Origin of the sequence: Pedobacter cryoconitis, assembly GCF_014200605.1 — a bacterium.
GTDB classification, from domain to species: domain Bacteria; phylum Bacteroidota; class Bacteroidia; order Sphingobacteriales; family Sphingobacteriaceae; genus Pedobacter; species Pedobacter cryoconitis_B.
This window is the reverse complement of the sequence record NZ_JACHCE010000010.1, coordinates 156,193-172,810: the sequence shown is the minus strand read 5'-3', so window position 1 is coordinate 172,810 and position 16,618 is coordinate 156,193. Positions and strand designations below refer to the sequence as shown.

Annotated in this window: 14 protein-coding genes and 1 tRNA gene; 3 read left to right on the top strand and 12 right to left on the bottom strand. The window is 38.7% G+C overall.

What is annotated here, in order from left to right; genetic code table 11:
• Nucleotides 1-12: 12 nt before the first annotated feature.
• From HDE68_RS23325 to HDE68_RS23290, 8 genes are all read right to left on the bottom strand, one after another.
• Nucleotides 13-813 (bottom strand): helix-turn-helix domain-containing protein, encoded by an 801-nt coding sequence (locus tag HDE68_RS23325; RefSeq protein ID WP_183884640.1) that lies wholly within the window; start codon nt 811-813, stop codon nt 13-15.
• Between the two features lie 76 nt (nt 814-889).
• The gene (locus HDE68_RS23320; RefSeq protein WP_183884639.1) at nt 890-1,699 is read right to left on the bottom strand and encodes an SDR family oxidoreductase; all 810 of its coding nucleotides are present in this window, start codon (nt 1,697-1,699) and stop codon (nt 890-892) included.
• A 133-nt stretch (nt 1,700-1,832) separates the two neighbouring features.
• Nucleotides 1,833-2,846 (bottom strand): catalase family peroxidase, encoded by a 1,014-nt coding sequence (locus HDE68_RS23315; RefSeq protein ID WP_183884638.1) that lies wholly within the window; start codon nt 2,844-2,846, stop codon nt 1,833-1,835.
• Between the two features lie 208 nt (nt 2,847-3,054).
• Entirely contained in the window at nt 3,055-4,395 is a 1,341-nt protein-coding gene (locus tag HDE68_RS23310; RefSeq protein ID WP_183884637.1) for an alkaline phosphatase family protein, read from the bottom strand.
• Between the two features lie 8 nt (nt 4,396-4,403).
• Entirely contained in the window at nt 4,404-5,828 is a 1,425-nt protein-coding gene (locus HDE68_RS23305) for a tetratricopeptide repeat protein (RefSeq protein WP_183884636.1), read from the bottom strand.
• A gap of 10 nt (nt 5,829-5,838) precedes the next feature.
• Nucleotides 5,839-8,970: a TonB-dependent receptor domain-containing protein gene (locus HDE68_RS23300; RefSeq protein ID WP_260171847.1), complete on the bottom strand. Its 3,132-nt coding sequence runs from the start codon at nt 8,968-8,970 to the stop codon at nt 5,839-5,841.
• 182 nt (nt 8,971-9,152) lie between these two features.
• Nucleotides 9,153-10,130, bottom strand: a complete 978-nt coding sequence (locus tag HDE68_RS23295) for a FecR family protein (RefSeq protein WP_183884634.1) — start codon at nt 10,128-10,130, stop codon at nt 9,153-9,155.
• Between the two features lie 64 nt (nt 10,131-10,194).
• Nucleotides 10,195-10,803, bottom strand: coding sequence for an RNA polymerase sigma factor (locus HDE68_RS23290; RefSeq protein ID WP_183884633.1), 609 nt, complete (start codon nt 10,801-10,803; stop codon nt 10,195-10,197).
• Nucleotides 10,804-11,303: 500 nt separating this feature from the next.
• Between HDE68_RS23290 and HDE68_RS23285 the strand changes: the two genes are divergently transcribed.
• Complete coding sequence (locus tag HDE68_RS23285) at nt 11,304-12,311, top strand: YhcG family protein (RefSeq protein ID WP_183884632.1); 1,008 nt, start codon at nt 11,304-11,306, stop codon at nt 12,309-12,311.
• Between the two features lie 65 nt (nt 12,312-12,376).
• On the opposite strand, the gene HDE68_RS23280 is transcribed toward HDE68_RS23285, so the two are convergent.
• The 3 genes from HDE68_RS23280 to HDE68_RS23270 all read right to left on the bottom strand — a co-directional run bounded on the left by HDE68_RS23280 (nt 12,377) and on the right by HDE68_RS23270 (nt 14,409).
• Nucleotides 12,377-12,450: transfer RNA gene (locus HDE68_RS23280), tRNA-Arg, on the bottom strand.
• A 70-nt stretch (nt 12,451-12,520) separates the two neighbouring features.
• A complete protein-coding gene (locus tag HDE68_RS23275; RefSeq protein ID WP_183884631.1) occupies nt 12,521-13,912 on the bottom strand; it encodes an exonuclease domain-containing protein in 1,392 nt (463 codons plus the stop codon).
• Nucleotides 13,913-14,001: 89 nt separating this feature from the next.
• Nucleotides 14,002-14,409: an OsmC family protein gene (locus HDE68_RS23270; protein ID WP_183884630.1), complete on the bottom strand. Its 408-nt coding sequence runs from the start codon at nt 14,407-14,409 to the stop codon at nt 14,002-14,004.
• 44 nt (nt 14,410-14,453) lie between these two features.
• On the opposite strand from HDE68_RS23270, the gene HDE68_RS23265 reads away from it, so the two are divergent.
• Nucleotides 14,454-14,894, top strand: a complete 441-nt coding sequence (locus tag HDE68_RS23265) for a PaaI family thioesterase (RefSeq protein ID WP_183884629.1) — start codon at nt 14,454-14,456, stop codon at nt 14,892-14,894.
• Between the two features lie 89 nt (nt 14,895-14,983).
• Nucleotides 14,984-15,223: a hypothetical protein gene (locus tag HDE68_RS23260; protein WP_183884628.1), complete on the top strand. Its 240-nt coding sequence runs from the start codon at nt 14,984-14,986 to the stop codon at nt 15,221-15,223.
• 91 nt (nt 15,224-15,314) lie between these two features.
• On the opposite strand, the gene HDE68_RS23255 is transcribed toward HDE68_RS23260, so the two are convergent.
• Nucleotides 15,315-16,553 carry a nucleoside recognition domain-containing protein gene (locus HDE68_RS23255; RefSeq protein WP_183884627.1) on the bottom strand — a complete coding sequence of 413 codons (1,239 nt, stop codon included), beginning with the start codon at nt 16,551-16,553 and terminating at the stop codon, nt 15,315-15,317.
• Between the last annotated feature and the right edge of the window lie 65 nt (nt 16,554-16,618).

Here is a 16,618-nt window from a genome sequence, read left to right as displayed (position 1 = left end):
CATGCACCTGAGTTAAAGAGAAGGAGCCTTTCCATACTGTTTTTTAAAGGCGGTAGAAAAATGCGAATAATCTTTAAACCCTACATCCAGATATACAGCTGTTGACCGCATTTTCTTTTCTTTGATCAGATAATATGCATCTTCTAATCGTTTTTGCAATAACCATTTATTAGGTGTTATATGATAGATCTTTTCAAAGTCCCTTTTGAATGTAGATAAACTTCTTCCGGTAAGGTAGGCGAAATGACTAAGGTCACCATTGTATTGGTAATGCTCGTTCATATAAGCTTCAAGATCTATTTTACCAGGTTCGTTAAAATTAAAAAGAATATCCTTTAACTGAGGATTGGCTTCCAGAAAGATAAGCACTGCTTCTTTGATTTTAGCTTTTAAAAGCGCACTGTTTATTTTTGTGCCGTTTGCTAAGTAAGGTAAAAGAGAATCGAAATAATTATGAAATATCTTACTCGGATTTAGTGGGAAGACGTTTTCGAAAGTATAACTGGCTATTTTATTCAACTGATACTGATCTTTCATTTCAAGCAATGTATCCTGATCAATGCAGATGGATATTGACCGGTATTCGCCTCCTAAAGGCGGTTGCTTTGTAAATTTACTAAGACGGTTTTTTACAGCAAAGCGAAAATCGCCTGTCTTGTATAAATAAGATCTACCACCAAAATAAACTTCAGAAGTACCTGAAATGATATAATCGAACACATGTTGTTTAATAAAAATTTCTCCTTCAATAATGCGTTTTGAAGTAGCTGAATAAACAATCTGCGGAATATTTGGATCTGTAATATTTGACATCTTAAAAAATAAGCAGCACTAATATAATCGGAATTAATGCTGCTTTTAAATTTTTATAAAGCTTTTTATTGGAAGGTTATTGCGCTAAAAAAAGATGAGCCATTTCTTTAATTGAGGCTTCTGCGCCAATTTCTAAACGTCGTTCATGCATACTTACCGAATCCGGGCCAGCAGTATAATGTACCTGATCTTTACCATCGGTTGACGCTTCATATGCTAATTCGGCTATCTGTTCAACGGATGAACCGCTCGTATCTGGATCCATCATGCTAAATACCACCTCAAGGTACTTATCCATTAAGGGTTCATAGGCTTCATGATGTGTCATCAGGATATTTGATGCAAATTCACTTCTTATATAACCAGGTGCTATTGCTTTGATGCCGATACCAAAAGTTGCCAGTTCATAGCTCATTCCTTCTGTCCATCCTTCCATACCCCATTTTGCTGCATGGTATAAGCTGTCAAAAGGAAAGGTCACTAAGCCGGCAATTGAGGTGATATTTATAAATAAACCACTTCTTTTCTCTCTGAAATGGGAAATAAATGCCTTTGTAACCCTGATGGCACCAAGTAAATTTGTGTCAATCTGGTTAAGCAATTGTTCATCGCTTACGCTTTCCAACGGACCTATAGCTCCATAAGCGGCGTTGTTGATCACTACATCTATATCTCCTAAAGCAATAGCAGCAGCCACAGTGCTGTTTACCTGTGCAGGATTGGTAATATCCAGAGGTAAAACTGTAACCCTTTCTAAAAGATCAAAGTCTTTTATTTTATCCGGGTTACGCATAGTGGCTATTACACTCCAGCCTTTGCTGTGAAATAATTGAACCATTGCTTTTCCAAGACCGCTGGAGGTGCCGGTAATAAATATTGTCTTCATAATTTTTCTATTTTATTCATTACAAAGAAAGTAGAAGCAACAGTCTGCAGCATTGCTGTGAAGGTCAATCTGCATTGTTTTAAAGTTCAAATAATTTAAAAGTTCAAATCATGAGCTGTCAGAATTGTAAAAGCTATTGTCGCTCTTTAACGGAAATCGGGTAGGCTTTTGAACGGTCTTCGAGCATTTGATCTGCTACTGAAATGCCATTTGGTACATGGTTAGGAATGAAAAATAGTTTTTTATCCTCAGCACTGGTATTATCAGCTACCTTTTCTATTGTTATCGTCCCCAAAAGTATCTTTTTCCTGGAATCCGGCCATGCTATAGATGGATCTTCAATTTGATCACCAGCTTCAGCTATTTGAGCATATAATTTAAATTTAACCGGATGCAAGGCTACTCTTTTTTTGATCTCGGCACTTAAATAATCAGGACCTGAAGCTAAGAGCTGCTCTTTTGAAAGAAACTGTTCTCCAGCCTCTGGGATGAACTGATAACGGACATAGTGAGATTGTCCTTTCTTATTGGTGAACTTGAAAGTATTTACACCATAATAGGAGAGTGTCCCGTAACTTACAGAAGCAGGTTTTTGTGTTGTAAGAAAGGTTTTTGCTATAGGATGTGTGCCCAGAAATCGTTCCAGGTTAGTTGGTTTTGGTGCATCGGCGCCGCTGGATGCTATAGCCAGTAATAAAGTCCTGAATTCATCGGTGGTGGCCACCGGGAAGCCATTAAAACTATGAGCAACAATATCAGTCGTAGAGCCGTCAGGCAAATAGAATTTTACGGCGAGACCTCTGGGATTGGATGCCGCTACGGTATCCGGAATATTCGGAATGCCTGTGAAGTCAGAAAAGCGCAACGTTACCGGCACAGTTTTTTGCTGCAAATGAGGGGCACTGCTGAGTTGATATGCTTCTGGAGCAGGAGTGAATTTTGCCGTTAAAATAATTCCTTTTGCATGAACGGCGCGGGCGGACGGATGTTTACCAAATACGGTATGTAATGCATCTACCATTTGAGCCGGTTGCGATACTGTAGTGTTACTTTGAGCGTGTGCGTTGACAGATAATAAGGCGGTTAATGTGATACACAGCAATAAGGATTTCTTTTTGCTGTATTGGGTTGTTGCAATGTTTGTCATATGATGTTTTTTGAGTAAACGGTTTATTATTTTACTCAAAGGTATTATTGGGCTATTTTATAATTGGTGACAAAAGTCACTGGCATACTTTCTCCTGGTATCCGGACTTCTTTAATCAATAAAAGCTTTAAAAAAAGAACCGCCTCCTGTTTTTATTCAAGAGGCGGTTCTTCTTCTTTTTATTGAAGCAGTTCTTCTTCGATTATATTTAATTTTGTAAAAACCGGATCACTGCTTTACCGTCTGCGTCCTTTAAGCTGATCCCTAAAAGTTTAGCTACCGTTGGAGCCACATCTTCCAGTCCGATTGAATCCAGGACAACTCCGTTTTTAACCCCTGCTCCGGCAATAATAAAACCGGTTTGTATTTCGGGGATATCGGGGAAAAAACCATGAGCGCCTCCTTTTTTAGGACTAACTACTGCTCCTGAAGCAGCATCCTGAATATAAACTCCTTTTGAAGCAGCTAAAGCAAACATGGCATGTGGATCTGCTCCGATTTTATCCAGCTCCTCCCGTTCTACTATTCTGAACATTTGCTGATACTCCTGAGGTAATCCGGCCAGTTTTTTACGGACTTTAGCCAGTGTATTCAGATCTTTAGGATCTCTCAGGTGAAAAAAAGCAGCCCCGCCTGCGGATTGAAATTTTGCTATAGGCTCAACTGCACCGACCTGGCTATCAATCCCGATTTCTGTCAGCCAGACGTTGGGAGAAAGTCCTTTATTGATATCTAAAAAGCCGTGATCACCTGTAATGATAAGCGTTGTGCTCTGTTCCAGTCCTGCTTTTTTTATCGCATCTATCAGATTCATAACCGCATGATCTGCAGCAGCAATTGCTTTTCTTACACCAGGTCCGGAGCGCCCTTCTTTATGTTCTGCCCCGTCAACTCCAGCAATGTGAATGGTTAAAAGACTGGGTTTATATTTACAGAAAATATAGGCTGCCATCCTGCTGTTGTTTTCATCCATTGCTAAAGAACTCAGGTTAAGATCTTCCATGCCAACATCTCCAATGGCGTATTTTTCCATTTCTTCCAGTAAACCTTTTGGTGTTGCAAATTCTGATATAGCACTTTTACGGTCGGCCATATTGGTTGCAGACCATATTTCGGGTAAATTATAATCAATTTCAGCGCCAACAGATATTGGCCAGGAGATAGAGGCAGATTTCATTCCTCCTTTTTTTACCGCCTGCCATAAAGTTTCAGCTTTGATTTTTTTACTATCCGTTGTCCATTCATATTTTCGCTGTTCATTGGGCATGGTGTTATATGTGATACCGTGGCTGGCCGGGAAAGTTCCTGTGATCAGGGTAGTATGCGAAGGATAGGTTACACTTGGGAATATGCAGCGGACACCCTTTGCATAAGATCCATCTGTCATTAACTGTTGCAGATTGGGTGCAGGCCAGCTTTTATCGAGATAAAAATCAGGGCGGAAGCCATCGATACTCACTAAAATAACATGTTTAGTGGTTTGCGCATTAACGTTAACAATTGTGGCTAACATTAAGCCTGTATATACTTTTAAAATATTGTATTTCATCAGTTGGATTAATTAATAAACGGGAAAATTTCTTTGGCTGTTTTGTTGGCTACCATGACCTTATTCATGTCGTATTTCATGGTTACCACACCGGTTGCAGTATTATTTGTAAAATCGTCCATTTCCCTGTTTTTTGGAATAAAAGCTGGAATTTGTGCAACCAGATCGGCGGGTTTTACATTTGGATTGTTCAGCTGTTCGGTTTGTGATACAGGAAATTTAATGCCCAGATCGGTCATCCTTCTTCCTTCGGAAATAAAGATTTCCTGTCTCATTCTATAAACCAGGTATAAAAGGGCATCCTGTGTGGTTGCCGAATTGATATCATCGGCGGTAACCATAGTGCCCGAAACGGTAGAAATATTGATGTTGGCAATTTTTCTGTTTAACACATAACCGCTTCGTTCGATATCATTTTTATCGAACTGAACTTTCACTGCTGTTAAAGGATAATCAGTCCTGTTGCCACCGTTGCGGGTTTCTTTCACATCGCTCAAAGATACTACCGGGCGTTTGGCAATGACATCAGTCAAAAGGTTTTTTAAGGTAGTTTGTGCACCTGTCAGGTCATTTCCGGAAACCTGGACTTCTGCGACAATCAGGTAGGCTTCTTCTGATTTGATATAGCTCACTGGTTTTTGATCCAGTGCAATCGTTGTGGTGTTATAATATTTGGGATCCAGGAAATCAAGGCGTGGGAGTGGTGCAAACTCATTAGTTGTTGAGGAGAAAATATAGGTCTGGAAATCATTTGGGGCACCATTTTGACCATCAAAGGCCTGTTGTTTTAATAATAATGGATTAGCCATTGCTGCGGTGGCAAATATTCTGGCCTGCACAGCATCGCCCATATCGTAATATACCCTTGCTTTTAGCAAAGTATAGGCTAGTTTTTCGCCTGCATCTGTTTGCAGGGCCAGTGCCTGATCGAGCGCGGTAATAGCCAGTGCATAATGTTGAGCAGGACTTAATACAACACCTTTTGCTGCTCCCGGAAGGCCGGTGAATAATTCTCCGCTAAGCAGGTGTGAATAGGCATTGATGAAGTACATTTCTGCTTTTTGTACTGCGGTAGTAGTTTTATCTGCATTGATAACTGTTGTCAGTCCATATTCTGAGGATTCACGTAATCTTTGGATAGCAGACTGGATATTATTGACATCCAGATCGAAGTTATCAATCTGAGGAATGTCAAATACCTTGTTACTTAAAGTTCTATTGTTATAGTAGTTATCTGATACGAGTTCAGTATTGACAATTACCTGGTTCATTGTCAGCGCCATTTGTCTCTTCAGTCCTGCTAACCAGGTTGTGGATACGTTTGTGGTGTTCAGATAAACTTCATCTGTAATATTTGGATTGTCTTTTTTGCAACTTAAAAAGCTGATGGATATTGCTGTAGCAATAAATATGTTTTTGATATATGTCTTCATTTTCTGATCGTTAAAAATTTGCTCTGAGTGTAGTTACAAATTGCCTTGGTGCTGAATAAGTAGAGTAAGAAATACCTCCGGTTGTTGCGCCATTCTGCCCTTGTGAACTTCCGCTTATCGTGGCCTCAGGATCGAAGCTTGATGCAGAAAAGTTTAACGGATTGACTACAGAAAAGCCTATATTGATGCTTTTTGCTATACCTTTGGCAGGCTTAAGATTATAATTGACACCAATGGTTCTTACTTTGATGAAATCTGTTTTCTCTACGAACATATTGGTGAAATCAAGCCATCTGGTTCTCCCGCTTTTATCAATTTCTGCCTGTGGAATCCCTTCGGTTGAAGCCCCGTAATTGAACCTGAACTGTCTGTCGAATGATACTGCATAAGCACCTTTCTGGTAATCGGCATTGGCAAAGAAGTTGAATGACTTATATTGGAAGTTGATCCCCATGCTGCCAAAGAGATCAGGCACCGTTGTGCCCAGATTTTGCTGTGCAGTTGTACTCACTAAAAGTCCTTTATCATCGAATACACCGTAATTACCTCTGATAAAACCAATCGGGTAACCTTCCTGTACCACAGTTTGAACCGTTCTGGCACTAAAACCGTTAATATTAAATGGAGCGGCACCCCCAGAGCTTAATACTTTGTTATAGAGTGTGTTTACTGATAAATTAAACTTCAGACTGGTACTTCCGGTCTTGATTGGTGTAAGAATCGTATTGAATTCCAGCCCGCGGTTAAGGATTCTGCCTGTATTTTGCAATTGGCTGGTTTGTCCTGTTGAAGGTGCCGGCGGAACTACAAAAAGAGCATCCCTGGTAATGGAATGATAAAAACCTGCTGAAATGATCACCTGGTCATTTAGAAAACCAAGGTCAATTCCTGCCTCGATTGTACTTGTTTTCTCAGGTTTCAGATCAGGGTTACCAGGTTGTCCGAAAGAAGCGGCCTGAGCACCATTGAAACCAACAAATGATATAGTACGTTCGTTGGCAAATGGGGTAGGGAAGTTTCCGGCAATACCATAGTTACCACGGATTTTAGCGGAAGAAACTACATTAGCAATGGCTTTGAAATAAGGTTCAGCACTCGGAATATAAGATATCCCGATTTTAGGATAATACTGTATGCCAATATTCTTTCCAAAAGCAGAGTTTCCATCTCCGCGCAGACCAAGGTCCAGAAACAGCTTGTTTTTATATCCGGCGTTCTCCTGAAGGTATATTCCATAACTCGTTACCGCAGAATAATATTCATCACTCGTACGGGATGCTGCAATGCTGATGGTTTGTGCACCATCTCTGATGTTGGAACCTAAGTATTCTATTTGGTGATCCTCATTTCTAAAGAACTGCCCGCCAGCAGTGGTAATAAAGGAGAAGTCTCCTGCTTTTGCCTCGTATTGTCCGTTGAATTCGAAAGTCAGGCCAAGGTAGTTCCTATCGAAGTTATCAATGCTTCCCTGATCGGTTATAGAGGTATTAGTGGTATGGGAAAGATATTTATTGGTGGTAATGATTTGTTGGCGCTGTGCCCTGTAATCAACACCTCCGGTCGCTTTGAAAGTAAGGTTTTTAAGTGGCTGATATTTGAATACCTGGGAAGTCTGAAACCTGTTGATGGAAATACCATTGTCCTGTAGCGCCTCTGCCTGGTCAACGTATGCTTTAATAGCCGCGTATTCGTCGGGTGTCATGGCATCCAGGTCATTTTTAAACTTGGGGCCGGTGATAGCCGATGCGCCACTTTCGGCAAACCATAAGCCGGTATAGCCACCCTGATTTCCGTTACGACTGCGTTTGTACTTGTTGCTGACATAACTAAATGAACTCTCATAGGTAACATTATTGCCCAATGTAGCTCTCAAGCCTGTTCTGAGGTCGATTCTTCTGTTGCTGTTCTGATCGTAGATTTGTGTACCCGTACTGTTTTGATAACCTCCTGAAAAGCTGTAACCAAATTTTCCATTACCACCGTTTAAGGCCAGGTTGTATTTCTGGTAAAATCCGTTTTGAAAAAGCAGATCTTTAGTTCGTTTAAAGTGCAGGTAATCAGCGGTAGGAGTTTCTACACCCAATTGTGTTTCGAGTGTGATATCCGTTTTATCGGCACCGCCTTTTTTTGTAATAATCTGAATCACACCATTGGCTGCATCCGAACCATATAGGGTAGTAGCTGCCCCACCATTCACAAACTCAATTTTTTCAATATTATCCATCGGGATATCTGAAATTGAACTTATTGCGGCACCTGTTGCACTCCCTCCACCCAGGGTAGCTTTGGTATTAAGGTTGTCCATTCGTACCCCATCAACATAAATAATAGGGGTAGAACTGATAAAGGCTGAGTTTACTCCCCTTGACCGGATAATAGAGGTTGCTCCGGCCTGTCCGCCGGTTAACCTGATCTGTGCATTTGGCAATTTGGATTGCAGCAGCTGATCTATTCTGGAAGCCGGGATATCCCTGATATCTTTTTCAGAAATACTCACTACATTAGAGGATAGTCTTCTTTTACTCACGTCAATTCCCTGGCCGGTTACCACAACCTCATCCAAACCTAAAAGGTCTTCTTCCAGTTGAACATTGATAGTCAGGTTTGCAGTGTTTCTTAAGATATTGAATTCTCTGGCTTTAAAACCTATTGATCTCACCTCAATGATTACATCCTCTTTATCGGTTGGAATTGATAACCTGTAGCTACCTTTACTATCAGTTTGGGTCACAGTTGTACTTCCTTTCACTTTGATACTTACACCAGGAAGAGTTTCGCCTGTGCGCTTATCGGTAACTGTACCAGAGACTACCATTGGAGGAAATACTTTCCGTGTATTGATCAGAATATACTTATCACTGATCTGACGAATCTCTACGCTGGAGTTTTTCATCAGTTGTTTCAATATTTGAGCTACTGATTGTTGTTTGGCATCTATATTAAATACTTTGCCGGTATTGATAGTATTGTTCTCATAGCCAATAACAAAAGATGATTTTGTCTCGATCAGATCGAGAACCTTTCTTAAAGGGAGATCCTTTGCGGAAAGGTCTATCTTCATATCATTCATAGATTGCCCGGCGGTTGGACCTGCGTAGAGCAAAGCATTTGAAAGGAAAAGCAGGACGATTGTTAGCTTCATTTTTAGGGTAAAAAGTGACCATGTCGGGTGTTTGGAACCCGGGTAATATTTTTGCATCTTTGATTAAATTTTTAATGTTTGAATGAGCATTTGAAATAATGAGCATTGCTGCAATGCTCATGAAGAGCCGAAAATGTTAGCGCATTTTTGGCTTTTTTATGTTTGATTCTTTTACATAATCTTTATTTAATGGTGATTTGATTGGTTTGATAAGTAAATTTTCTTTTGGTCAGTATGGATAAGATTTCCATGACCCTGTTTGCTGGTTCTTTATTAAATTTTATCGTGTAGCGTTGTCCCTGATCCAGCCTGGTATTGAACACAACTTTTAAATGATAATATTTTTCAAGCTGTCTGGCAATTTCACTTATTGTGGCATTGTCTATATAGAGTTTATTGTCCTTCCAGGATGAAATAAGTCCGGTATCCTCAGTTTTGAGTTCTGTTTTTCCTGTGGTTTTATAGAAACTTAGTGTTGCACCCCTTGTCATTCCGCTGGCTATAATTTCCTCAACTCCGGCAATTTTTTTAGATACCCTGACTTTACCCGTCAATACTGCTATTTTTATCTTATCCATATCTGAATAAGCGTTGATATTGAATGAGGTTCCAACAACCTGGGTTCTCAAAACACCTGATTGGATAATAAATGGCCGGCTTTTGTCTTTAGCTACTTCAAAAAAAGCTTCACCGTGAAGTATAACCTTGCGCTGGGTTTCTCCAAAATCTTTTGAGATAACCAATTCGCTTGCTACGTTCAGCAATACTTTTGAGCCGTCGGGCAACAGGAGTTTCTTTTGTGTGCCTGCACCAGAAAAGAAGACAATTTCTTTTTTTGAAGCCTGTTTTAGTTGATGGAGATAGGAGTAGCCCAAAATGCCGGTACTCAGCATGAATACTACAGTAGCAGCATATTTAAAATAAGTTGTGTTGAGCCAGTGTCTTTTTTTGTGATGTATCTGATTGGCTAAATAAAGTTTAATATTGCTGCCCAGTTCAGCTTTTGAATTGGGGTCATTCAGTAATGGGGCTTCTTCATTGATAGAACCGATGGTATGATACCAGGAGTCTATTGCCTTGCTTACCTGAGCATTTGTTTCGTTTTTAAGATATTTCTTTAGGGTAGCTTTTAGCTCCTGCTGTTTGTTATAGTCTGACATCGTTACTATAGATATAACAGCTGGAGGGAGAGGGTACTTTAAGCGAATGTTACCAATACATCAATTATTTGTGGTAAAGGAAAGCGGCGAGTGCTAAAATAAAGCTGATCGTAGGATCAGAATCATGTTTGCCAAGTCTGAACCTTATTTGATTGAGTGCAGAAGTGATATTGTTCTTGACGGTTTGTTCCGATATAGAAAGTTTTAGTGCAATTTCTCTGATTGTTAATTGCTGTTCTCTGCTTAGCCGGTATGGCACCTGGAGCCGTTCAGGAAGGTTACTTATTTCTGAGTCTACTAGTTGCTGAAGTTCTTTAAGCAGCAGCGGATCATCTGTTTTTGTTCCTGATGGCGAATTAAGCGCAGCATATAAGGCGTTTTCATTGGTGATCGTAATTCCTGGTCTGGAAAAGTAGTTAATTATGGCATATTTTGCTGCCATGAATAAATAAGGTGCTATACTATCTCTTTCATCAGTAACAATTTTAGCCCTGTTTTTCCATAGACCAAGGAAAATGTCCTGAACGATATCTTTTGCCTCGTCAGAGTTTTTGATCTTTTGCCAGATGTGGCGGTATAAATCTTCCCAATACCTATCTACCAGCGCGGTGTACGCAATATGGTTATCGGTTTTAACCGACTCAATCAAACTGCTATCAGAGGACGGATTCATAAATTGCAACAAAACTACAAGCGCACTATAAACTCCATATTAAATTTAAATTAATACCCGATATTAGTTTCTATGAAATTACATCGTTTAGAATTTAAGGATGAATATAATCTTTCATTCCTTGAGCCGGGAGATGTGCATACAGAAAACAGCCCGGGAATGCGATGATTGAAAATATGACTAAAACACCTGGTCAGTTCGGAAACGACTTTGCTTTTATGGGAGGTAATTCAGATTGAAGTTAGATGAGATTAAGATTTTAATCGGATAATCGGTGATATATAATCTTTAAAACAAAAAAAGGCAACGTCTGGAGCAACGTCGCCTTTAATTAAGAGATAAATCTCTTGTACACCCAATAGGATTAATATTGAACCAATTTGTTGAGAAATTAGCAAAATTGCAAGAATACGGTTGTAAAATTTCGAAATGATTAACAATAAATAAATTACCAGGTTTATTTCAAATAGAAATACATTGGCAAATCAATCACACGATCTATGTCAATCATACCTGATAATTATCATCAGACACTTACGGAATTAAAGAAAAGGATAAGTCAAGCTCAATATAAAAGCTTATTAGCGGTCAATCAAGAATTGATTCTATTATATCTTGATATTGGAAAGATATTATCAGGAAAGCTCAAATCTGGTTGGGGGGACAGTATTGTAGATAATTTAGCAAGTGATATTCAAGCTGAATATTTTGGCTTAAAAGGTTTTTCATCTCGTAATCTAAGAAGGATGAGACTTGTATATGAATATACTAAAGGAGATACATTTTGGACACAGCTTGTGTCCAAAATGCCATGGGGACACACTAATTTAATCTTTGCTAAAATAAAAGATAAACAGCAGAGAATATTTTATTTACAGATGTGCATAGAAAGAGGATGGAGCAGGAGCATTTTGGAAGAAGAAATTAAGTTCGATAGTTATAGTAAACAAGAGAACTTTCAAAATAACTTTCCTAAGACGTTAAATGAACTTCATTTAAGTTTACATCGTTTAGAATTCAGAGATGAATATAATCTTTCATTCCTGGAACTGGAAGATACACATACAGAAAAGCAACTTGAAAATGCGATGATTGAAAATATCACAAAAACACTTGGACAGTTCGGAAACAACTTTGCTTTTATGGGAAGACAATTCAGATTAGAATTAGACGAGAAGGAATATTTTATAGATCTGCTGTTCTATCACCGTAAGCTTAAATTAATGGTAGCGCTTGAGTTGAAAACTACTGAATTTAAACCCGAGCATAGTCAACAGCTTAATTGGTACCTTCATTTATTGGATAAAACTGTAAGATATCCGGAAGATAATCCAAGCATTGGTATTTTATTATGCAAGAGTAAAAGTAAGCTGACTGTTGAATACGCGCTTGAGTTAATAAGTAAACCAATGGGAGTGGCTACTTATAAGTATAGGCAGTTGCCGAAAGACATAGCCAGGTATTTGCCAACGGAAGAAGATTTTAATCGGATAATCGGTGATATATAATCTTTAAAACAAAAAAAGGCAACGTCTGGAGCAACGTCGCCTTTAATTAAGAGATAAATCTCTTGTACACCCAATAGGATTCGAACCTATGACCTACGGTTTAGAAAACCGTTGCTCTATCCAGCTGAGCTATGGATGCATTTCCCCTTGTTAGGGACGACAAAGGTAAGATTAAAGTACTTTAAACGCAAATCTATTTTAAAATAATTCTAGAAATGCATAGATTTTAAGATGTCAATTCTTTGCTGAGGATGAGATTCTGCATAAGAAAGAACCATATTTAAAATATAATCATTTGATGTATAAGGAACTATGCACGACTTTAAATTTTCTATATCCGTGATATCGCTATGAAAAGAAATATAGCCCATGCCATGAAATTTACCTTCTTCAACCCATAAACAGCTCTTTTCTTCCTCATTTCTGCCAGAATCTATCAGAGCAAAGGAGGGAAGTGCAGATTTTAAATGTAGAATTGCTTCATTTACCCGGCTATTATAAGCAACAGGGTCTTCTAAACCAAAACATGCACCATGACAATTTCCTGTATCATGCGCAGTACAGGCTGACCTGTTCTTCTGAATGAAACATAGTTTTTCGCATAAGGTATGTTCAGTAATCATTCCTCTTAACATACTTTGTCCGGATAACAGACTATTGAAAGTATACAAAGCATTACTGTTCTTTTTATACTTATCAATACCCAGGCGGATATAACCTTTCTGATCTTCGAAATCATATAAAGCATATTTCTGTTCAAAACGCTTTAAAGCCCTGTTCTTTTCTGGCCAGTGTTTCTGAATTTCTGAAGCTTCCAGAATAAGCGCCATCAGTTCAGTACCACAGATTGTGAAATCAACGGCATAAATTTCTTTAAGAAAGTCCTGTCTTTGCTGATTAATCTTGTTTCCTGAAAAGTGAGAGCATACCCGCTTTTTGATATTAACGGCCTTACCCACATAAATAATTTTTCCCTTCTGGTCTTTAAAATAATAAACTCCCGGCTGATCAGGTAAAGCATCAATATTATCTTTTGATAAATTAGGGGGCAAAACCTGTTCTTTAGAAGTTTTAAGCAGAGAAAGCGGAATAGCTCCGCCCGCATCTTTTTCCAGCAAAAGCCGAAGCAATAATGCTGTTGCTGCGGCATCGCCACCAGCACGGTGACGATCATTCAGAGGAATACCCAGCGAAGCACAGAGCTTGCCCAAACTATAAGATGGAAGGCCAGGAATGATCTTCCTGCTCATTCTTACCGTACACAGCTTTTTTGACTGTAATACAAATCCTGACTGCGCAAGCTGGTGCCTGACAAAAGAGAAATCGAAATTGACATTATGGGCTACAAATATCTTATCATTTAACAGCTCATAAATCCGGGGTGCAACCTCTTCAAACAGCGGGGCACTACTAACCATTTCATCACTGATCCCGGTTAGCGTTTGTATATAAACCGGTATATCCTGCTGTGGATTAATCAATGTTTCAAATCGATCTATGACGTTTGAACCATCATGGATAAGAATAGAAATTTCTGTAATCCCGTTACCAGAGGCGAAACCACCGGTAGTTTCAATATCTACGACTGCGTATTTTAACATTTATGAATTGATAGGCGAATACAAATGTGCTAATAATTTTAGTAATATAAGTGATTATTAAAATTATTATCTGATTTGTAGATGATTACCTATACCGTAGTTGTTTCTATCTGTATAGGATTACTTAGTATTTTGTGAATCGGGCACTTATCTGCGATTTGCATCAGCCTGGTCAATTCTTCTGCTGATAAATCTCCGCTAAATTCAATTTTACGGGTAATCTTCGTTGCCGGTGACATCTCTTCTTCATTAACTATAGCCAAATGAATTTTAATGCCCTCCAGCGGCATTTCCTTCCTGTCTGCATACATTCTGATCGTAATCGCAGTACAGCTCCCTAAACTGGCTAAAAGTAATGCTCCGGGATTCATCCCTTCATCTGTTCCGCCAACATCAGCAGGTTCATCCGCATAAATGAAATGTCCGCCTGCATAAACTTTAGTCAGGTAATGTGAACGGTCCAGTTCTGTAACTGCGGTGATTTGTTTCTTATCCATAAGGTCGCTTTATTTGTTAAATTTAAAATTAGAAAAATTCATTCATGGAACAATCAGAAACACACGAACGATTGCTTTTTTTACAATCTTTTACAGGAAAAGAACTATCGGGATCGCCATCCAATTATATGAACTGGTTAAAGCCAACAGTTGTCCATGCAGAAAAGGGAGCATTGACTTTTAGTTATTTGATAAGAAATGAAATGACAAATCCCAATGGAATATTACATGGAGGGGTAACTGCAGGAATTATAGATGATCTGATTGGCGCCACGGTCTATTCACTGGGCTTAAATGATGCATTCACTACAGTTAATAATTCGATAGATTATTTTTCTCCTGCCAAAGAAGGAGATTTGATCATTGCTAAAACTTCAATTATCAAACAAGGCCGAAAAATTATCAATTTACAGTGTGAGGTATTTCTGCCTAAAAAAAACAGATTAATTGCAAGAGGGTACTCTAACATGCTTAATGTTAGCTAGGATTTAACAGAAAAATGTTGTCAATTTAAAATTGGTTAAACATTTGATAACCATATTTGTTATGATTGATGAACTAACCGGATATGACTATGTTAAGTAATTATCTCAATTTCGAATTTGATGTACAGGGTAAACCTGTCAATGGTTTTTGTATGAGAATTCAGGATGATTTTCATGAAACATATGCAGTGATCATGGATGGTTATCATTCATTTTGTATCTGGCTTGATCAGCCATCCTCTACCTGGAAGTCTTCAAAATATACCAACGTAGAACCAGGTGTACTGGAAAAAATCATCAGTCATTTAAACATACATAAATTAGCTTAATCCATATAAATATATAAAAAAAGCTCCTTTTGATATACAAAAGGAGCTTTTTTTATATTTAATAAACCGGGAGATGACTACAAATCCTGGGCTAATGGAAAAATAAATAAGCGACAAATACTGCGGCAATTATTCCTGCTAAATCCGCCAGTAGTCCGAAAGGAATAGCATAACGCGTACGTTTAATCCCCACAGAACCAAAATAAAGGGCTACAATATAGAAAGTCGTATCTGCTGAGCCATTAAAAACACAGGACAGGCGGCCTACAAATGAATCAGGGCCGAAAGTTTTCATGGTATCTACCATCATTGCTTTTGCACCGCTGCCACTAAGCGGTTTGATCATCGCCGTTGGCAGGGCAGGGGTAAAATCAGTATTGATGCCCAGGTGTACGAAACACCAGGTAAAACCATCAACTATATAACCCAGTACACCAGAATTTCTTAAAACACCAATAGCAACCAGCATGCCTACCAGATAAGGGATGATGGTAATACAGGTTGTAAAACCATTTTTTGCGCCTTCAATAAAAGCATCATATACATTTACTTTTTTGCGCATGGCACCCAAAATAAAAGCAATGATAATAAAGAAGAGGATAAAGTTTGAGGCTACTCTTGAAACTACCTCTATCTGCTCTTTACTAAGGAAATTGGTGAAATAGTAAATCATTCCAACCAGAAAAAGGGTAATTCCACCTAACCAGGAAATAACTACTGAATTAAACAGATTGATTTTTTGTTTAATTGCCACGGCTATTAATCCAACTACAGTAGCCACATAAGTAGCAATCATGCAGGGGATAAATATATCGGAAGGATCTGCAGCGCCCAGAATTGCTCTTTGTGCCATAATACTTAAAGGAATAAGTGTAAGGCCTGAGGTATGCAATACCAAAAACATAATCTGTGCATTGCTCGCGGTATCCTTATCCGGATTGATTTCCTGTAAACTTTGCATAGCCTTTAAGCCAAAAGGAGTGGCTGCATTATCCAGACCAAGCAGGTTAGCCGAGAAATTCATGACCATATGCCCTGTAGCAGGATGATTTTTAGGAACTTCAGGGAAAATACGGCTAAAAAAAGGGCCGATAATACGGGACAGAAAATTAATTGCTCCTGCTTTTTCTCCAATATTCATAATACCCAGCCATAAGGTCATAATACCAACCAGTGGTAATGCAATATCCATTACACCCACTTTAGCAGATTCAAATGTACCGTCTACAATCAGTTTGAATATTTCAGTATCACCGAAAAAGATTAACCTGATCAGTGCAACAACGAATGCGATGATAAAAAACGCAATCCATAGATAATTTAATGCCATATTTTAGTTTGAAGCTATGAAAGTAAAAAAAAGGATCTGCATTCATTAGAATACAGATCCTTTTT